The organism is Variovorax sp. CCNWLW186, from assembly GCF_037203865.1.
GTDB lineage: Bacteria > Pseudomonadota > Gammaproteobacteria > Burkholderiales > Burkholderiaceae_C > Variovorax.
On record NZ_JBBCBO010000012.1, the window covers coordinates 38,302 to 57,449 of the forward strand.

Consider the following 19,148-nt stretch of genomic DNA (forward strand, 5'->3'; position numbering starts at 1 on the left):
GATGCACATTCATATTCTTGGCATCTGCGGCACGTTCATGGGCGGATTGGCCGCCCTGGCGCGCGAAGCAGGCCACCGGGTCACGGGCTGCGACGCCGGCGTGTACCCGCCCATGAGCGATCAGCTCCGGTCGCTCGGCATCGACCTGATCGAAGGCTTCGGCGCCGACCAATTGGCACTTTCACCCGACATGTTCGTGGTCGGCAATGTGGTTTCGAGGGCCCGGCTGCCCGACGGCAGCCCCAAGTTCCCGCTGATGGAAGCCATCCTCGATGCCGGCAAGCCCTACACCAGCGGACCGCAGTGGCTCGCCGAGCACGTGCTGCTGGGCCGCCACGTGCTTGCCGTGGCCGGAACCCACGGCAAGACCACCACCACGTCGATGCTGGCCTGGGTGCTCGAGAAAGGCGGCAAGGCGCCGGGCTTTCTGGTGGGCGGTGTTCCGCTCGACTTCGGCGTGTCGGCCCGGCTTGGCGACGGCCCGGCATTCGTCATCGAGGCGGACGAGTACGACACCGCCTTCTTCGACAAGCGCAGCAAGTTCGTGCACTACCGCCCGCGCACGGCGATTCTCAACAACCTGGAATTCGACCACGCGGACATCTTCGATGACCTCGCCGCCATCGAACGGCAGTTCCATCACCTCGTTCGCACGGTACCCGGCAGCGGGCGGCTGGTGGTCAACGCCACCGAAGAGAGCTTGCAGCGCGTGCTGAGCCAAGGCTGCTGGAGCGGGCTCGCCCGCTTTGGCGCTGGCGGTGAATGGCAGGCGCGTGGCACGCACGACGCCTTCGACGTGCTGTACCGCGGCGAGGCCGTGGGCCGCGTTGAATGGGAGCTTTCAGGCCTGCACAACCAGATGAACGCGCTGGCCGCCATAGCGGCGGCCGAGCATGTGGGCGTTGCGCCGGCCGATGCGGCCAAGGCACTCGGCAGCTTCCGCAACGTACGCCGGCGCATGGAGTTGCGCGGTACGGTCGAGCGCAGCGGCGGCGCAATCACCGTCTACGACGACTTCGCCCATCACCCGACCGCCATCCGCACCACGCTCGACGGCCTGCGCAAGAAGCTCGACGATGCCGGCAAGCAAGGCGAGCGCATCCTCGCGGCCTTCGAACCGCGCAGCAACACGATGAAGCTCGGCGTGATGGCGGCGCAGCTCCCATGGAGCCTGGAAGCGGCCGACCTGTCCTTCTGCCACACCGCCGGGCTCGACTGGGACGCCGCCGCGGCCTTGGCGCCGATGGGCGACCGCGCGCAGGTAGCCGGTGCCGTCGAGCCGCTGGTCGCGCAGATCGTTGCCGCGGCGCGGCCTGGCGATCACATCGTCTGCATGAGCAACGGCGGCTTCGGCGGCGTGCACGACAAGCTGCTTGCGGCACTGCGCAGCGCCGCGGCTCCATGACCGCCATGCGCGCCCGCGAGCTGATCGAGAGCCTGAAGCTGCAGCCCCACCCCGAGGGCGGCTGGTACAGCGAGGTGTTCCGTTCGGCCGCGAGCGTGGTTCCCACAGACGGCCGCGCGCCGCGCAGCGCGCTCACCAGCATCTACTTTCTGCTGGAGGCCGGCCAGCATTCACGCTGGCATCGGGTGCTCTCGGACGAGGTGTGGGTCCATCTGGAAGGCGTGCCGCTGGCGCTCTGGACGTGCGATGCCGCCATGCGCACCGCGCCGGCGCACGTGCGGCTAGGGCCGGTCGACGCACACGGCACGCGCCCGCAGCACGTGGTGCCGGCCGGCCAGTGGCAGGCCGCCCGGCCAATCCAGGGCCACGCGAGCGGCGACTACACACTGGTCGCCTGCATGGTCGGCCCCGGCTTCGATTTCGCAGACTTTTCCCTGGTGCCGCCCGAAAGCGATGAAGCCACCGCCATGCGGCACCACTGGCCCGAACTGGCCGGGATGCTCTGATCCCGCCCAGCCGGGTTTATCCCCGGCGCTGCTTGACCGCCTGCGACAACACGTCGAGCACCTGCACCGAATCGTCCCAGCCCAGGCAGGCGTCGGTAATGCTCTTGCCGTATTCGAGGCCCGCGATCTGGTCCTTGCCCGGCGTGAACTTCTGGGCACCGGCTTGCAGGTGGCTCTCGACCATCACGCCGAACACGCGGTTCGATCCGCCCGCGATCTGGTTGGCGATGTCTTTCGCCACGTCGATCTGCTTCTGGTGCTGCTTGGAGCTGTTGGCGTGGCTGCAGTCGACCATCAGCGTGGGCGGCAACTTGGCAGCTTCCAGGTCCTTGCAGGCGGCCTCGACGCTCTCGGCGTCGTAGTTCGGCGCCTTGCCACCGCGCAGGATCACGTGGCAGTCGCGATTGCCGTTGGTCTGCACGATGGCCACCTGGCCGTTCTTGTGCACCGAAAGAAAGTGGTGGCCGCGCGCCGCCGCTTGGATGGCGTCGGTGGCGATGCGGATGTTGCCGTCTGTGCCGTTCTTGAAGCCGATGGGCGCCGAGAGGCCCGAGGCCAGTTCGCGGTGCACCTGGCTCTCGGTGGTGCGCGCACCGATGGCGCCCCAGGCGATCAGGTCGCCGATGTATTGCGGCGAGATCACGTCGAGAAACTCGCTGCCCGCCGGCAGGCCGAGCCGGTTGATGTCGATGAGCAGCTGGCGCGCAATGCGCAGGCCCTCGTCGATGCGGTAGCTTTCGTCCAGGTACGGATCGTTGATGAGGCCCTTCCAGCCCACCGTGGTGCGCGGCTTCTCGAAGTACACGCGCATCACGATCTCGAGAGTGCCGGCGTATTTTTCGCGCTCCACCTTCAGGCGGCGGGCGTAGTCGAGCGCGGCGGCCGGGTCATGGATTGAGCACGGCCCCATGATCACCAGCAGCCGGTCGTCCTTGCCGGCCATGATGTTGTGGATGTTGCGGCGGGTGCCCTCGATCAGCGTTTCGACCGGCGTGCCGCGGATCGGAAAGAAGCGGATCAGATGTTCGGGAGGGGGCAGCACGTTGATGTCCTTGATGCGTTCGTCGTCGGTCTTGCTGGTTTTTTCGACGCTCGCATACCAGCTGTCGCTGGCGGGGGCAGTGTTCGTGCTCATGGTGCTTTTCCTTGTTGGAGTGAAATCGTCAGGGCATAAAAAAACCGCCGGGGGCTCTGGGCCACCGGCGGTTCTGGGAGGGTGTTCGTTTGCTTTACGCGCTCGCCTCTCGTCCGCCGGAAACCGGGAACCAAAAGTAGGCAAAGAAATAAGCGCGGAGGGCGGACATGTGGGCGAAATGTAGCACGGAAAACAAAAAGCCGGGCAAAAGCCCGGCTCCGAACGCTCAGCGGTATCCCGATTCGTTGGGGTTGTGAATGATCCAGATCAGGTTGCCGCCGGAGTAGTCGCCCATGCCGCCGCCCGCGAAAACCAGCCGGCCCTGGCCCTTGTAGGTCATCTCGTAGCGGTGGCGGTCGCTGCCGAAATAGAACGGAATGAAGGCCTTGCCCGTGACATAGGCGCCCTGGTCCGTCGGCTGGCCGGCGAGGTCGGTCACCTGCCTGGCGCTCATGCCGATCTGCAGGCGCGAGAACTTGCTGTTGCGGGCGGGAACACCCGTGATTTCGCCTTCGTAGCCATTCAGGCCCTTGACGGTGCGGCCGCTGCCGGCTTCGACCTTGGACGAATCAATGACGTTGCCCTTGGCGTCCATGCCGGCCTTGACGCCGCCGCGCGCCGGGGCGGCGGGTGCGCTGGCAGCGGGGGCCGAGGCCGCGGGCTGGCTGCTGTCGCCCGAACCGCCGCGCGAAGCGCAGCCTGCGGTTGCGAGCGCCACTGCGGCGGTTGCAGCCCACAGGGCCGCGGACGAATTGATCCTGATCCTCATCGAATGCTCCTCTTTTTGAAAAATAAGGAGCGGAGCTTAGCAAGCTCTCAGGCCGTTCCGCCTACGGTCAAACCATCGATGCGCAAGGTCGGCTGGCCGACGCCCACGGGCACGCTCTGGCCTTCCTTGCCGCAGGTGCCCACGCCCGAATCGAGCGCCATGTCGTTGCCGATCATGGTCACGCGGGTGAGCGCGTCAGGGCCGTTGCCCACGATGGTCGCGCCCTTCACGGGGTACTGGATCTTGCCGTTCTCGACCCAGAAGGCCTCGCTGGCCGAGAACACGAACTTGCCGCTCGTGATGTCGACCTGGCCGCCGCCGAAGTTGGTGGCGTACAGGCCCTTCTTGATGCTGGCGACGATTTCCTTCGGGTCCTTGTCGCCGCCGAGCATGTAGGTGTTGGTCATGCGCGGCATCGGCACGTGGGCGTAGCTCTCGCGCCGGCCGTTGCCGGTGGGCTTGACCTTCATGAGGCGCGCGTTGAGCGAATCCTGGATGTAGCCCTTGAGGATGCCGTCTTCGATGAGCACGTTGCGCTGGCTCGCGTTGCCCTCGTCGTCCACGTTGAGCGAGCCGCGGCGGTCGGCAATGGTGCCGTCGTCGAGCACCGTCACGCCCTTGGCTGCCACGCGCTGGCCAATGCGGCCCGAAAACGCGCTCGAGCCCTTGCGGTTGAAGTCGCCTTCCAGCCCGTGGCCGATGGCCTCGTGCAGCAGGATGCCGGGCCAGCCGGAGCCGAGCACCACCGTCATTTCGCCGGCGGGCGCCGGACGGGCGTCGAGATTGGTCAGCGCGGCCTTCACCGCCTGGTCGACGTATTCGGCCATCTGCTCGTCGGTGAAATAGGCCAGCCCGAAGCGCCCACCTCCGCCGCCGGAGCCGACCTCGCGCCGGCCGTTCTGCTCGGCGATCACGGTCACCGACAGCCGCACCAGCGGCCGCACGTCGGCGGCCAGGGTGCCGTCGGCCCGCGCCACCAGCACCACGTCGTACTCGCTCGCCAGGCCGGCCATGACCTGGGCCACGCGCGGATCGCGCGAGCGCGCGAGCTTTTCGACCCGTTCGAGCAGCTTGACTTTGGCCGTGCTGTCGAGCGTGGAAATGGGGTCTACGCCGTTGTAGAGCGAACGGCTCGAAGCGATCTTGCGCGCCGGCGTCTTCACGCGGCCGGTGCGGCCGGCGGAGGAAATCGAGCGGACCGTGCGGGCCGCATCGAGCAGCGACGCCTCGGAAATATCGTCCGAATAGGCGAAAGCGGTTTTCTCGCCGCTGACCGCGCGCACGCCGACACCCTGGTCGATGCTGAAGCTGCCGGTCTTGACGATGCCTTCTTCCAGGCTCCAGCCCTCGCTGCGCGTGTACTGGAAGTACAGATCGGCATCGTCCACCTTGTGGGCGGTGATCTCGGCCAGGGCCTTGCTCAGGTGCGATTCGTCGAGCCCGAACGGCGTGAGCAGGAGCTGTTGCGCCGTGGCAAGGCGCTCGATGGTGGGTTCGCGAGAGATCATGAAGTGGATTCTAGGGCTCGCCTCCGGACCGCGCGCGCCCGGCGGCGCTTCGCCTTCCCCCGGCCGGGGCCAACGCCGACCCTACGGCTGCGGCCTAGCTTTGAGAAAGCTTCCTGGCACGCGCGATGGACATCAGGATGCCCAGCCCAAGCCCCAGCGTGACCATCGCAGTGCCGCCGTAGCTGATGAAAGGCAGCGGCACGCCCACCACCGGCAGGATGCCGCTGACCATGCCCATGTTGACGAAGGCGTAGGTGAAGAAAATCATCGTCACCGCCCCCGCCAGCAGCCGCGAGAACAGGCTCGTGGCGCTGGCCGCGATGGCCAGGCCGCGGAAGATCAGCAGGATGAAGGCGGCAATCAGCGCCAGATTGCCCACGAGGCCGAATTCTTCGGAATAGGCCGCAAAGATGAAGTCGGTGGTGCGCTCGGGAATGAATTCGAGATGCGTCTGCGTTCCCTGCATGAACCCCTTGCCGCCCACGCCGCCCGAGCCGATGGCGATCATCCCCTGGATGATGTGAAAGCCCTTGCCCAGCGGGTCCTTGCTGGGGTCGAGCAGGGTGCAAACGCGCTGCTTCTGGTAGTCGTGCAGCACCCGCCAGTCGACGCCCTCCGCGCACAGCCGCGATTCGAAGCTCACGATCAGCGTGATGGCCACGGCGCCGATCACCACCGGGGGCACGATGAGCTTCCACGGCAGCCCGGCAAAAAAGATCACCGCCAGGCCGGCGGCGAGCACCAGCAGCGAAGTGCCCAGGTCGGGCTGCTTCATGATGAGCCCGACCGGGATAGCCAGCAACACTGTCGCCACCACAAAATCGAGCGGCCGCAACTGGCCTTCACGGCGCTGGAACCACCAGGCCAGCATCAGCGGCATCGCGATCTTGAGGATTTCGCTCGGCTGGATCACCACGCCGAGGTTGATCCAGCGCGTGGCGCCCTTCTTCGTGATTCCGAAGAGCGCGACCGCAATCAACAGCGCCACCCCGGTCACGTACACCGGCACCGCGAACATCATCAGCCGCTGCGGCGGCACCTGGGCCACCACGAACATGATGAAGCCCGCCAGCAGCATGTTGCGGCCGTGGTCGGCAAAACGCGAGCCGTGGTCGTAGCCGGACGAATACATCGTCAGCAACCCGGCGAACGCCAGCAACAGCACGGCAAAAGCCAGAAAGCCGTCGAACCCCTGGAAGATGGGCGCGACGCGGCGCGCCAGGGAGGGCTGATTGAACACGGCGGACATGGGGCTGGATTATCCGCGCCCGGCACGCCCCGTCAGTCGAATTCGAACTGAACGACCGTGCGTCCCGGTCGGCTTTCGACCGCCAGCCGCGCGCCGACGGCGCCGGCACGCTCCGTGAGTGCCCGCGGCACCTGGGACGCGTCGAAACCCCGGCCGTCATCGATCACGCGCAACTGCACCCTTCCGGCCGGCGCTTCCGACTCGATCCGCAGCGTCTTTGCCTGGGCATGCTGCATCACGTTGGAAACCGCCTCGAACAGCAGGAACTGCAATTGCCGCATGCCTTGCGCATCGAGCCCCTTTACCGTCGGCACCTCTTCCACGCCCCACTCCAGCCGGATGCCCGCGGCCGCCAGGCGCGGCTCCAGCCGGTAGCGCAGCGCCGCCAGCAGGGCGCCCACGTCGCCCGGCGGCAGGTGAATGGAGTCGATCGAGAGCTTGAGCTGGTCGAGGGAGTCGCGCAGCGTGCGCAGCAGCTCCTCGGAGCTGGCCTGGCCGGACTGCAGTTGCCGGATGGCCGAGCTGATGTGCGAGCCCACGCCGTCGTGCATGTCGCGCAGGATGCGTTCGCGCTCATGGGTGCGGGCCTGGTCGCGGGCCACCTGCTCCAGTGCCGCGAAGGTCGATGCGAGCTCGCGTTCGCGCTGCGCCACCCGCTGGGCCAGTGCCGCCACCGAGCCGCGCGCTTCGATGCTGGCGGCGCGAAAGCGACGCAGCACGATCAGCAGCAGCGCAATACCGAAGAACACGGAGGAATAGCGCACCCAGGTGGTTTCGCCGTAGGCGTCGCTCAGGCGGATCACCAGCCAGTCCCGGATGCCGAAGCCCAGCGTTGCCAGCGCGGCGGCCGCCACCAGCAGGCGCCCCAGGTTCGGCCGCCGCACAGTCGCCACCACGAAGGCGCAGACGAACAGCGCGATGAACACGATCTCCGCCGCAAGCCAGCCGGTAAGCCAGTACGGCTCCTCGCGGAACAGCGCCATCGAGCTTGCGGCGACCGTTCCGGCAACCACTCCCCCCATTGGCCACCGCAGCCAGCGCATGCGGGGCCTGTGGTCCCAGCCCGCCAGGTGGTAGCAGAACATCATGGCGGACGCTGCCCAGCCGGCATAGCAGGCGGCCATGAGCACACCCCAGGCCGGCCAGGGCAGAGGCGGTTCGGCAATCACGCCGTCGGCCACGCGCAGCGCCCAGCAGAATTCGGCGAGCGCCGTCCAGAAATAGATGCCGTCGCGCCGATGCCGCCCCACCGCGTCGGCGTCCACCTGGGTGAGCCACAGCGCCAGTGCAATGCCGCCGACGATGAGGCTGAAGGCACTCAGGAGCACCGAGCCCGTAAAGCGCCAGCCATAGGCGGTTTCGAAAAGCTCGGTGCGCACGGGGGTGGCCGGCCCGATCGTCACGCGTGAAAGCCCGGCCCGCCGGGCGCCGTCGGCGCGGATGCGAATCTGCAAGCGGTTGTCGCCTGCTTTCAGCAAATGCCCCGGAATCGGCACATAGATGGGCGCCTTGGCGTAGTCGGGCCCGTTGCCACGGTCCAGATCGCCGTACACCTGCAGCAATGCGTCGTTGAGCGACACCTCGAGGACGTTACCGGCCCGCGGAATGAAGATGCCCCATGGCGTCTCGGGCGCGGCATCGAGCGTGAAAGGCAGTTCGAAGCTCGCGAAGCCGGGGCGCCCCCGGTGCTGGCGATCCCAATGGTAGGAAAGCTCGACGGGCGCTGTCCGCGTGGCACCGTCGACGGTGACGGTCGCCGTGCCGCTGCGCAGCTCAAGGGGGCCATCCGCCGCCGCGGCAACCGCCGGCGCCAGCAGGACTACCGCAAGCCAGAGCGCGAACAGCGCCCTTCCAGGCCTTGCGAACATGCGCCCCGCCACACGGCTCACCCGGGGTGGGACAGCAGGCCGAGGCGCGTCGCTTCGAACACCGCCTCGCTCTTGGAATGCACCGCCAGCTTGCCGTAGAGGTTCTTGATGTGGGTTTGCACCGTGTGCACGCTCAACCCCTTGAGCCGGGCGATTTCCGCATAGGAAAAGCCGCGCGCAATCAGCGTCAGCACTTCATGTTCACGGGCGGAGAGCAGGCTGGGCGCCGTGCTGTCGATGGCCGCCTGGGGCAATGCCGCGGCGGGCGTGCCCGCCGTCTGCAGGCTGCGGTACTTGGCAAGCACCCGCCGCGCGATCATGGGCGAGATCGGGGACGCGCCGGCCTTCATCTCGACGATGGTCTGCGCGATGTCCTCGGGTGCCGCGTCCTTGTGGATGTAGCCGACAGCGCCGGCCTCGATGCTGGAAAGCACGTTTTCCTCGTCGCCGAAGACCGAGATCACCAGCGGCTCGCAACCCGGAAAGCGCGCGACGGCCTCACGGATCACGTCGAGCCCGCTGCCGTCGGGCATGCCGAGATCGACCAGCAGCACGTCGGGAATGGTGGCGGTCTGCGCAAGCCATGCCAGTGCCTCATGCACGGTGCCGGCGCTTCCAAGCCAGAAGAGGCTTGCGCTGCGCTGCACGCTGGCCTCGAAGAAGGCACGCGCGCGGCTGTCGTCCTCGACCACGAGCACGCCCCAGCGGCGTGCCGTTCCAGGATCAGGAGCCTCGATATTCATGGGCTTAGCATAAGCCGCCACGTCGATTCAAAAGGCCGCGGCACCTCCCATCTTCATGGGATGCAGGCATCGATCCCGGGCCGCGAAACTTCGCGCCGCTTGCAAAAACGCAACAGCACCAGACGAACTTGGCCACTCCTGGTGCATCAGCTGAGTACTTTCGGGTTCCGGGACACGGCCCGCGCCCGATCGGATGCAGAAAAATCCCGCGGGCCGGAGATTCCAGTGGTAAACATTCACCTCCCCGCACGAAGCCTGCATGCGAGAGCCCTCACCGGCACCCGCGCCCCGCACGAGGACCTCATGCAAAATTACCCGGCTCCTTCTATGGAGTTGCGTCGAACGCAACATTTTCAGTCTCCGCCTCGCATGGATCCGAAAACCACTCACCTGTTGTATCTGCACGGTTTCCGCTCCTCGCCCCGCTCGACCAAGGCGCGGCTGATGGCGCGGCGCGTGGCGCTGGAGCACCCCAACCTGCAGTGGTGGTGCCCGCAGTTGCCGCCCTCTCCGCGCGAAGCGATCGACATGGTGATGAAAGGCATTGCCGACTGGCCGCGCAAGTCGATGGCCGTGGTCGGTTCATCGCTCGGCGGCTTCTATGCCACCTACGTTGCGGGAATGACGCGCTGCCGCACCGTGCTGCTCAACCCCGCCGTGCACCCCGCGCGCGACCTGCAGCTCTATATCGGCGACCAGACCACGTGGCAGGACCCGGCCGAGCACTTCTATTTCCGGCCCGAGTACATCCAGGAGCTGCGCACCATGGAGGTTGGCGCCCTCACGCGCCCGGAGCGCGTGCTGGCCATCATCGCCAAGGGCGACGAGGCGCTCGACTGGCACGAAATGTCCGCACGCTACCCCGACAGCAACATCAAGCTGCTCGAGGGAGGCGACCACGCGCTGTCCGATTTCGAGCAGAACCATCTGGACGACGTCATCGACTTCATCAACCCGGTCTGAAGTCCTCCGGCGCCGAGCGGCGGGCCGGGTCCAGCGTGGGACAATCGGCTCATGTTTGTATTGTTTGAAGAAGCCGGCAAGTACCTCGGCGGCCGCGTGCTGTCGGAGGCCGAAGCATCGGCGCAGGTCGAGCTCGACACCGGCAAGCGCGTCAAGGTCAAGGGCGCCAATATCGTGTTGCGTTTCGAGAAGCCGGCCCCGGCCGAGCTGATTGCCGAAGCGCGCGCCATCGCCGCCACAATGGACCTCGACCTCGCATGGGAGTTTGCGGCCGAAGGCGAATTCGGCTTTGCAGAACTCGCGGCCGACTATTTCAGCGACAAGCCCACGCTCGCACAGCAGGCCGCCGCGCTGTTCGCGCTGTTCGAGGCACCGCACTACTTTCGCCGCGCAGGCAAAGGGCGCTTCAAGAAGGCGCCGGCCGAAATCGTGCAGCAGGCGCTGGCCGCCATCGAAAAGAAAAAAGTCGTCCAGGCGCAAATCGTCGAGTGGGCCGGGCAGCTGGCCGAAGGCGTGTGCCCGCAGCCGATTCGCGAGCAGCTCTACAAGATCCTGTTCAAGCCCGACAAGAACGCGCCCGAGTACAAGGCCGTGGTCGACGCCGCGCGCGCCACGCAGCGCCCGCCGCTCGAACTGCTGGAGCGCGCCGGCGCCATCGATTCGCCCTACCAGTTTCACTGGCGCCGCTTCCTTTTCGAGAATTTTCCGAAAGGCACGGGTTTTCCGGCACTCGCCGCACCGGCCATCGCCGACGACCTGCCGCTGGCCGACGGCGTGCAGGCTTTCTCGATCGACGATTCGCAAACCACTGAAATCGACGATGCGCTGTCGGTGCAGGGCCTCGGCAGCGGCACCGTCACGGTCGGCATCCATATTGCCGCGCCGGGCCTTGCGCTCACGCCGGGCAGCGCCATCGACCAGGTGGCGCGCGCACGCATGTCCACGGTCTACATGCCGGGCCACAAGATCACCATGCTGCCCGACGAGGTGGTCAACGCCTACACGCTGCTCGAAGGCGGCGACCGGCCGGCCGTGTCGCTCTACGTGCGCTTCGACGAAGCCACGCTCGAACTGCAGTCCAGCGAGACCAAGCTCGAACGCGTGCCCATCGTGGCCAATCTGCGCCACGACCAACTCGACAGCGTCGTCACGCAACCCTGGCTCGAAGACGCATCGTTCACGAACGAGAACACGCCCGAGGCGGCTGCGAACTTGCGCGCACCGCTTTCCTTCCTGTTCCGCCTTGCAAAGCAATTGAAGGCCCAGCGCGAAGTGGTGCGCGGCAAGCCCGAGAACTTCAACCGGCCTGACTACAACTTTCGCCTGGTCGGCAACGACGGCGAGCCGGACGGCAGCGAGCAGGTGCAGATCACCACGCGCCAACGCGGTGCGCCGCTCGACCTGATCGTGTCCGAGGCCATGATCCTGGCCAACAGCAGCTGGGGCGGCTGGCTCGGCGAACTCGGCGTGCCCGGCCTCTACCGCAGCCAAGCCAGCTTGGCGCCGGGCATCAAGGTGCGCATGGGCACGCGGGCATTGCCGCATGCGGGCCTGGGCGTGAAGAGCTACGCCTGGAGCACCTCGCCGCTGCGCCGCTATACCGACCTCGTGAACCAGTGGCAGATCATTGCGGCCGCCCGCCACGGCAAGACGGCCGCGCTGGCCGCACCCTTCAAGCCGAAGGACGCGGACCTGTTCTCGATTCTCTCGGGCTTCGACGCCGCCTACGCAACCTACAACGCCTATCAGGGCGGCATGGAACGCTTCTGGACGCTCAAGTACCTGGAGCAGCAAGGCATCACCGAGCTTGAAGTCACTGTCATCAAGGACATACAGAACGGCGCGCTGGTGCGTGCGGACACGCTGCCGCTGGTGTTCCCGGTGGCGGGCCAGCAGGAGCGCGGTGCGCGCCTGCGCGTGAAGCTCGGCGAGATCGACGAAATTGCGCTCGACGTGCACGGCACGGTGCTCGAGCGCCTCGATGCGCCCAAGGCGGATGCCGCAGCCGACGAAGAAAGCGGCGACGAGGAAGAAGAAGTGGCCGGTCCCATCGCGATTGCGGTCGACCTCACCGACAGCGAGCCGGCACCGGAGAACACGCCGGCGTGAGCGCCGCGCGGAACATAAAAACCATTCAATGAGCCGCGAGGAGCGTCGTCAATGAACTTCAGGGATCTGAGCACGCTGCAGATTGCACTCGGTGTGTCGATCATCGCGCACGCCGCGCTTCTGACGGTGCGCTTCGTCGACCCTGAATCGTTCAACCGGGTCTTCAGCGACACGCCGCTCGAGGTGATCCTGGTCAACAGCAAGACCAACGACAAACCCGACGCCACGGCCCGCGTCATGGCGCAAACCTCGCTGGCCGGCGGCGGCGACCTCGAACGGGGCCGCGCCACGAGCCCGCTGCCGCCGTCGAGCTTTACCGCCGTGGGCGACTCCGCCGAGGAAGCGCAGCGCCAGGTCGAGGCCATGCAGGCGCAGCAGATGCAGCTGCTCGCGCAACTCAAGCGCGACCTGGCCGCCATGCCCGCGCCTGATCCACGCGTTTCGGGCGACCCGAAGGAAGCCGTGGCCCGCGAGGAAAAGCGGCGCCAGATGGTCGAGCTGCTGGCCGAAATCGAACGGCGCGTGAACGAAGAAAACGCACGCCCCAAGAAGCGCTACCTGAGCCCTTCCACACGCGAGGCGGCCTATGCCATCTACGTGGACACGCTGCGCCGCCGCATCGAGGTGCGGGGCACCGAGAACTTTCCCACCGCCGCCGGCAAGAAGCTCTACGGCCAGCTCAAGATGACGATCACCATCAACCATGACGGCAAGATCCTCGACACCGTGGTCGATGAAAGCTCGGGCGACACCACGCTCGACCGGCGCGCCAAGGCGATCGTGCACAGCATCGGCAACTTCGGCAAGTTCACCGATGCGATGCGCAAGCAGACCGACCAGATCGTGCTGCAGTCGCGCTTCAAGTTCACGCGCGACGAAACCATCGAGCTCTCTTCTCAATAGCAACCCAATAGCAACAACTGCGAATCACGGCGCCATGGACCTGTACTGCGTAATGGGCAACCCCGTCGAGCACAGCCGCTCGCCGCGCATCCATGCCCGATTTGCCGAACTCTGCGGCCAGGAGCTGGAATACACCCGCCGGCTCGTGCCGATCGGCGCCTTTGCCGAAGGCGTCGCCAACTTCCGGCGAGAGGCCGCGGAGCAGGGCAACGCCGCGCGCGGCTGCAATGTCACGGTGCCGTTCAAGTTCGATGCCGCCGCAATCGCGCAGCACACCAGCGAACGCGCCCTGCTCGCGCAAGCGGTGAACATGCTGCGCTTCGAAGCGGACGGCAGCGTTCATGCCGACAACACCGACGGCATCGGCCTGGTCAACGACATCGTGCGCAACGCCGCCGTGCCGTTGGCCGGCAGCGAACTGCTGCTCATCGGCGCGGGCGGCGCTGCCGCGGGCGTGCTCGGGCCGCTGCTCGATGCGGGCGCCTGGCGCATCGTCGTGGCCAACCGGACCGTCGGCAAGGCCATGGCCCTGGTGCAGCGCCATGCGGCCTCGGCCTTGCGCCACGGCGCCACGCTCGAAGCATGGGCGCTCGACGAAGTACCCGGCAATTTCGACGTGGTGATCAACGCCACCGCCTCCAGCCTTGCGGGCGATGCGGTGCCGGTGCGTGCGCAGGTGCTGCGCCCCGGCGCGCTCGCGGTCGACCTGATGTACGGGCCTGCCGCCGCCGGCTTCATTGCCTGGGCCGAAGCGCACGGCGCTGTGGGACGCGATGGGCTCGGCATGCTGGTCGAGCAAGCGGCCGAAGCCTTCGAGGCCTGGCGCGGCGTGCGCCCGCCCGCTGCGCAGGTGCTGACCGAATTGCGCGCTTCAATCGCCGCCGGCCAATGAAGGGGCTGCTGCGGCTGATTGCGTACCTGCTGGTCGCGGCGGTGGCGCTCGAGCTTTTCTTCGTGGCGCGCATTGCCGCGATGGCCGTGATCGCTCCGCAGAGCACGGCGTTCCAGCGCTCCGAAGCCTGGCAGATCGCCATTCACCAGGGCAGCAAGGGCGCCTGGCGCCAGGAGTGGGTGCCCTACGCACAGATCAGCGACAACCTCAAGCGGGCCGTCATCGCCAGCGAGGACGCCGACTTCATCGACCACAACGGCGTGGAATGGGAAGCCATCGAACGCGCGCGGCAGCGCAATGCCAAGGCCGAGGAGCTTGCGGCCCGGCGCGCGGCGCGTGCCATTGCGCGCGGCAAGCCGGTGCGACCCGTGCAGTTGCGTGGCGGCTCCACCATCACGCAGCAGCTCGCGAAGAACCTGCTGCTTTCCGGCGAGCGCACGCTGCTGCGCAAGGGCCAGGAACTGGTGCTCGCCATGACGCTCGAGGTGCTGCTCGACAAGCGCCGCATCCTCGAGATCTATCTCAACAATGTCGAATGGGGCGAAGGCGTGTTCGGTGCCGAGGCTGCCGCCCAGTACTACTTCAAAAAGCCCGCCTCGCGCCTGAGCGCCGGCGAGGCCGCGCGTCTGGCGGTGATGCTGCCGAGCCCCAAGTTCTTCGAGCGCCGGCTGGGCTCTTCTTCTTACCTCAGCGGACGGGCTTCGACCATCGTGGCGCGCATGCCGTCGGCCGAGTTGCCCTGACTGCACCGCACAGCGCTTCGATGGCCAGGACGGCCGCAAAGCCGATCAGGTAGGCCACCACGTCCCACCAGTCGGCCGTACTGCCGAGCACGATGCGCAAGGCGCGGTTCGGAATGTGCAGGTGCCAGGCCGATGCCAGGAACTGGCCCAGCTCGACCGCCAAGCCCACGCCGAGTGCGGCCAGCGCCAATGGCAGCACGCGCGCGGCAATGAAGGTCTTGAAGACGACATAGACCCACGCCACGGCCAGCACGTCGCCGAAGAAACTCCGCAGCCAGCCCCATCGCGCGCCGACGGTGGCCAGCAGCACGAGAACCACGAACAGGGCCACCGCCCACACCAGAGAAAGAGGATCGAAACGCCATCGCATGCCCCGTATCATCGCGCCCATGCTGGCAAAGCTCACAGGTTGGTTGTTGTTGGGAATCGTCCGGTTGCTCACGGGGGCCCAGGCACGCTGGTACGGCTGCCCGCCCAAGGCCGAGCAGCGCATCTATTTCGCCAATCACCAGAGCCACGCCGACCTCGTGATGATCTGGGCAGCCCTGCCCGAAGAGCTGCGCAGCATCACGCGGCCCATTGCGGCGCGCGACTACTGGGCCAATACGCCGTTCAAGCGCTGGATCACGACCGAGGTTTTCAACGCCGTTTACGTGGAACGGGCGGCCGCTGCGCCCGCTTCGGCAGCACCGGCGGCAGCCGCGGCGGAACCTGAGGCGCCGCCCGCGCCAGTACGCGACACCGTTGCAGCGCCAGCCGAGCGCATCGAGCCTTCGATGGAACCGTTGCTTCCACTGGCGCCAGCGGCCCAGACCGTCGTCGATGTGACTCCCGAGGCTTTCGACGAAGTGCAAGGGCGGCTCGATCTTCCCGCGCCGCCGCCGCCACCGCCCCCGGTCGCACCCCCTGTCGAATCACCGTCCGTCGCGTCGGAAACAGCGCCTTCGGAACCCGCTGCAGCTCCCACCTCCGATCCGCTCGCACCCTTGGTCGAAGCACTGCGCAGCGGCGACTCGATCATCATCTTTCCCGAAGGCACACGCGGCCACACGGGCGAGCCGCAGAAGTTCAAGTCCGGCCTTTACACACTCGCGACGATGTTTCCCGAAGTGGTGCTGGTGCCGGCATGGATCGACAACGTGCAGCGCGTCATGCCCAAGGGCGAGATCGTGCCGGTGCCGATCCTGTGTTCCGTGACCTTCGGTGCGCCAATCCGCGTGGAAGAAGGCGAAGAGCGCCGCCCTTTCCTCGATCGCGCGCGTGCTGCGGTGATTGCTTTGCGCGATGTTTGAAATGAAGGCTTTTGCTTTGCGTGGTGTTTTTTTGCGGGCCGTCTTCGGGACGCGCACCCGCCGACGGGGGACATTCGCGGAGGGGAGTACCCGGTGGCCTTTGCACAAGCCCCGAACAACAGCGCCTAGAACGCAGTCCCCAACAACGCGCGAAGGAAAACTGACATGAACCAGTTCCTGCGCAGCCTCACTCCGACCCAGCAAGTCGCGACCCTGTTCCTCATCGTCTTCGGCCTGCTCGTGATCGCAAGCACAGCGGCGCTCTTCCTGAGCTTCAGGGAACGCCGCAACCCCGTGCACGATGCCACCTGGCAAGCCGAACTCGCCCACTATCGCAAGCTGCTGGGCACCACCTGGTTCATGGTCATCGTGTTCTGGGTTGGCTGGGCCTTGGGCGAAACCGTGGCCACCGTGCTGTTCGCGCTCATCGCCTTCTTCGCGCTGCGCGAGTTCATCACGCTCTCGCCCACACGCCGCGGCGACCACCGCAGCCTGATCCTGGCCTTCTTCGTGGTGCTGCCGATCCAGTTCTGGCTCGTGGCCACCGCGCGCTTCGACCTGTTCACCGTCTTCATTCCGGTCTACGTGTTTCTCGCGATCCCGGTCGCAAGCGCACTCGCCAACGATCCCAGCCACTTTCTCGAGCGCAACGCCAAGCTGCAGTGGGGCATCATGGTCTGCGTCTACGGCATGAGCCACGTGCCGGCGCTACTGCTCCTGAGCTTTCCGGGCTACGAAGGCAAAAGCGCATTCCTCGTGTTCTTCCTGGTGTTCGTGGTGCAGACCTCGGTGCTGGTGCAGCACGTGATCTCGCGCCGCACGCAGCGCAAGCCCTTTGCGCCCAACGTGAGCCGCAGCTTCAACTGGACCAGCTGGGGCATCGGCATCACGGTGGCCAGCCTGGTGGGTGCGCTGTTCTCGTTCATCACTCCGTTCAAGTTCGGTCAGGCGCTAGCCGTGTCGTTCATCGCCTGCATCGCGGGCTCCATGGGCCACCTGGTGATGAAGGCGCTCAAGCGCGACCGCGGTATTCCCAACTGGGGCAAGAAAGGCGTGGGCGTGACCGGCGCCAATGGCCTGCTCGACCGTGTGGATGCGCTGTGTTTTGCGGCGCCCATCTTCTTCCATTCGATCCGCTGGTACTTCAACGTCTGACCACATGCGCATTCTCGGCATCGACCCCGGCCTTCTCACCACCGGCTTCGGCGTGGTGGATGCGGACGGCCATGCGCTGCGCTACGTGGCAAGCGGCACCATCAGCACGCGGCACCTGGGCAGCGGCAACCTGCCGGCGCGCCTCAAGGTGCTGTTCGACGGCATCGCCGAAATCGCCGAGCGCTACCAGCCCGACGCTTCGGCGGTCGAAATCATTTTCGTCAACGTCAACCCGCAGTCGACACTACTGCTCGGCCAGGCGCGCGGCGCCTGCGTGACCTCGCTGGTGAACAGCAAGCTCACGGTGGCCGAATACACCGCGCTGCAAATGAAGAAGGCCGTGGCGGGGCACGGCCAGGCTGCCAAGGCACAGGTACAAGAAATGGTGAAGCGCCTGCTCGACCTACCGGGCCTGCCGGGCGCGGACGCAGCCGATGCACTAGGCATTGCCATCACGCATGCGCAGGTGGGCCGTTCGATGGCACGGCTGGCCGAAGCGGCCGATCTGTCGAAGACGCACGCCGGCACCTACCGGCAAGGCCGCTCGAGGTAGCGCCGTTCAGGCGCTCATCAATGGCGCGGCGCAAGCCAGGCCCGCTACCAGCTAGGCCACACGCTCGGCAATCAGCACCGCAAAGAAGCCGAACGCCGCGAGCAGCGTCCACTTGAGCACGATCCAACCGAAGCGCCGGTACTTGACCTGCCCGGTTCCGGCATAGAACGCGAACGACACGCCCGCCACCAGCAGAAGCAGCAGGATGGCCCAGCGGAAGACAAGCATTGCGTGAAACGAGGAACTGAAGAACCTGCCTGCTACCAGGCCCGCGCCACTTCGCCGAAACCGCGCGGTGCGCGCTTCTCGTCTTCGAAAGTCACGACCTCGTAGGCATCGCTATTCGCCAGCAGTTCGCGCAGCAGCTTGTTGTTGAGCGCGTGGCCCGACCGGAACGCGGTATACGCGGCCAGCAGCGGCTTGCCGATGATGTACAGGTCGCCCATCGCATCAAGAATCTTGTGCTTCACGAACTCGTCGTCGTAGCGCAGCCCGCCGGCATTGAGCACCTTGGTGTCGTCCATCACGATGGCGTTGTCCAGCCCGCCGCCGAGCGCCAGGCCCTTGCTGCGCATGTACTCGACTTCCTTCGTGAAGCCGAAGGTGCGGGCGCGTGCAATGTCGCGGCTGTAGGAATCCTTGCCCAGGTCGAACTCCACGCGCTGGCCGGTGGAGTTGACCACGCGATGGTCGAAGTCGATCTCGAAGCTCAGCTTGTAGCCGTGGTACGGCTCAAGGCTCGCCCACTTCTCGTTGGCGCCCTCGCCTTCGCGCACCTCCACCTTGCGGGTTACGCGAATGAAGCGGCGCGGCGCCTTCTGCAGCTCGATGCCCGCGCTTTGCAGCAAGAACACGAAGGACGAAGCCGATCCGTCGAGGATCGGCACTTCGTCGGCCGTGATGTCGATGTAGAGGTTGTCGATGCCCAGGCCTGCGCAGGCCGACATCAGGTGTTCGACCGTCTGCACTTTCGCGCCGCCAGTAGAAACGGTGGAAGCCAGGCGCGTGTCGGTCACCGCCTCGGCGGTCATGCGGATGTCGACCGGCTCGGGCAGGTCGACGCGCCGGAACACGATGCCCGTGTCCGACGGAGCCGGGCGCAGCGTGAGCTCCACGCGCTGTCCGCTGTGAAGCCCCACGCCCACGGCGCGGCTGATCGACTTGAGAGTTCTTTGTTGCAGCACGCCCGCGATTTTAGGCGGGCGACGGGCATGGCGGCCTATGCCCCTCGCTATGGCACCGATAGACATAGGTTCTATTTCCAGCGGGGCGATGGACGCAAAGGGCACGAAGCGAACGCAGCGCCTAGGGCGGCGGAAGTCCCTTTCAGGTCTTCCCCGTACCCCTTGCGAACC

At 66.5% G+C, this 19,148-nt stretch carries 19 protein-coding genes; 10 read left to right on the forward strand and 9 right to left on the reverse strand.

The features are described 5' to 3' along the window. Position 1 precedes the first annotated feature (1 nt). Together mpl and V9K97_RS15925 are read left to right on the forward strand one after the other, a co-directional pair. Positions 2-1,405, forward strand: coding sequence for a UDP-N-acetylmuramate:L-alanyl-gamma-D-glutamyl-meso-diaminopimelate ligase (gene mpl, locus V9K97_RS15920; protein WP_258504061.1), 1,404 nt, complete (start codon positions 2-4; stop codon positions 1,403-1,405). After that, positions 1,402-1,911 carry a cupin domain-containing protein gene (locus V9K97_RS15925; RefSeq protein WP_157612063.1) on the forward strand — a complete coding sequence of 170 codons (510 nt, stop codon included), beginning with the start codon at positions 1,402-1,404 and terminating at the stop codon, positions 1,909-1,911. Before mpl ends, V9K97_RS15925 begins: the two co-directional genes overlap by 4 nt. Before the next feature lie 16 nt (positions 1,912-1,927). Here the strand turns inward: V9K97_RS15925 and V9K97_RS15930 are convergent, their stop codons facing one another. The 6 genes from V9K97_RS15930 to V9K97_RS15955 form a co-directional block, all read right to left on the reverse strand. Further along, on the reverse strand, positions 1,928-3,046 hold the full coding sequence (locus V9K97_RS15930; RefSeq protein WP_126747946.1) for a 3-deoxy-7-phosphoheptulonate synthase: 1,119 nt from the start codon (positions 3,044-3,046) through the stop codon (positions 1,928-1,930). A gap of 226 nt (positions 3,047-3,272) precedes the next feature. After that, positions 3,273-3,815, reverse strand: coding sequence for a hypothetical protein (locus V9K97_RS15935; protein ID WP_337319194.1), 543 nt, complete (start codon positions 3,813-3,815; stop codon positions 3,273-3,275). 47 nt (positions 3,816-3,862) lie between these two features. Next, positions 3,863-5,323: a metalloprotease TldD gene (gene tldD, locus V9K97_RS15940; protein ID WP_258504058.1), complete on the reverse strand. Its 1,461-nt coding sequence runs from the start codon at positions 5,321-5,323 to the stop codon at positions 3,863-3,865. Between the two features lie 94 nt (positions 5,324-5,417). Continuing rightward, a complete protein-coding gene (rodA, locus tag V9K97_RS15945) occupies positions 5,418-6,572 on the reverse strand; it encodes a rod shape-determining protein RodA (protein ID WP_337297373.1) in 1,155 nt (384 codons plus the stop codon). Between the two features lie 32 nt (positions 6,573-6,604). After that, positions 6,605-8,440, reverse strand: a complete 1,836-nt coding sequence (locus V9K97_RS15950; protein ID WP_337319196.1) for a sensor histidine kinase — start codon at positions 8,438-8,440, stop codon at positions 6,605-6,607. Between the two features lie 17 nt (positions 8,441-8,457). Beyond that, a complete protein-coding gene (locus V9K97_RS15955) occupies positions 8,458-9,183 on the reverse strand; it encodes a response regulator transcription factor (RefSeq protein WP_337319198.1) in 726 nt (241 codons plus the stop codon). A gap of 369 nt (positions 9,184-9,552) precedes the next feature. Between V9K97_RS15955 and V9K97_RS15960 the strand changes: the two genes are divergently transcribed. Genes V9K97_RS15960 through V9K97_RS15980 form a run of 5 tightly spaced genes read left to right on the forward strand, consistent with a single transcriptional unit; the run spans position 9,553 to position 14,793 of the window. Next, complete coding sequence (locus V9K97_RS15960; protein ID WP_126747940.1) at positions 9,553-10,146, forward strand: YqiA/YcfP family alpha/beta fold hydrolase; 594 nt, start codon at positions 9,553-9,555, stop codon at positions 10,144-10,146. Between the two features lie 51 nt (positions 10,147-10,197). Beyond that, positions 10,198-12,255, forward strand: a complete 2,058-nt coding sequence (locus tag V9K97_RS15965) for a ribonuclease catalytic domain-containing protein (protein WP_337319200.1) — start codon at positions 10,198-10,200, stop codon at positions 12,253-12,255. A gap of 51 nt (positions 12,256-12,306) precedes the next feature. Next, the gene (locus V9K97_RS15970) at positions 12,307-13,158 is read left to right on the forward strand and encodes an energy transducer TonB (protein WP_258504054.1); all 852 of its coding nucleotides are present in this window, start codon (positions 12,307-12,309) and stop codon (positions 13,156-13,158) included. Positions 13,159-13,192: 34 nt separating this feature from the next. Then, positions 13,193-14,050, forward strand: a complete 858-nt coding sequence (aroE, locus tag V9K97_RS15975) for a shikimate dehydrogenase (RefSeq protein ID WP_337319202.1) — start codon at positions 13,193-13,195, stop codon at positions 14,048-14,050. Next, positions 14,047-14,793, forward strand: a complete 747-nt coding sequence (locus V9K97_RS15980; protein ID WP_337319204.1) for a transglycosylase domain-containing protein — start codon at positions 14,047-14,049, stop codon at positions 14,791-14,793. The genes aroE and V9K97_RS15980 overlap by 4 nt, the downstream gene beginning before the upstream one ends. On the opposite strand, the gene V9K97_RS15985 is transcribed toward V9K97_RS15980, so the two are convergent. Continuing rightward, positions 14,738-15,175 (reverse strand): ribosomal maturation YjgA family protein, encoded by a 438-nt coding sequence (locus V9K97_RS15985; RefSeq protein ID WP_337319377.1) that lies wholly within the window; start codon positions 15,173-15,175, stop codon positions 14,738-14,740. The two genes, V9K97_RS15980 and V9K97_RS15985, sit on opposite strands and share 56 nt — an antisense overlap. Positions 15,176-15,182: 7 nt before the next feature. On the opposite strand from V9K97_RS15985, the gene V9K97_RS15990 reads away from it, so the two are divergent. The 3 genes from V9K97_RS15990 to ruvC all read left to right on the forward strand — a co-directional run bounded on the left by V9K97_RS15990 (position 15,183) and on the right by ruvC (position 17,793). Then, entirely contained in the window at positions 15,183-16,085 is a 903-nt protein-coding gene (locus V9K97_RS15990) for a lysophospholipid acyltransferase family protein (RefSeq protein ID WP_337319379.1), read from the forward strand. Between the two features lie 165 nt (positions 16,086-16,250). After that, entirely contained in the window at positions 16,251-17,240 is a 990-nt protein-coding gene (locus V9K97_RS15995) for a phosphatidate cytidylyltransferase (RefSeq protein ID WP_337297378.1), read from the forward strand. A 4-nt stretch (positions 17,241-17,244) separates the two neighbouring features. Then, a complete protein-coding gene (ruvC, locus tag V9K97_RS16000; protein ID WP_126747934.1) occupies positions 17,245-17,793 on the forward strand; it encodes a crossover junction endodeoxyribonuclease RuvC in 549 nt (182 codons plus the stop codon). A 51-nt stretch (positions 17,794-17,844) separates the two neighbouring features. On the opposite strand, the gene V9K97_RS16005 is transcribed toward ruvC, so the two are convergent. Further along, entirely contained in the window at positions 17,845-18,021 is a 177-nt protein-coding gene (locus V9K97_RS16005; protein WP_165442064.1) for a hypothetical protein, read from the reverse strand. A gap of 32 nt (positions 18,022-18,053) precedes the next feature. Next, positions 18,054-18,977, reverse strand: coding sequence for a UDP-3-O-acyl-N-acetylglucosamine deacetylase (gene lpxC / locus V9K97_RS16010; RefSeq protein ID WP_258504050.1), 924 nt, complete (start codon positions 18,975-18,977; stop codon positions 18,054-18,056). Positions 18,978-19,148 lie beyond the last annotated feature (171 nt).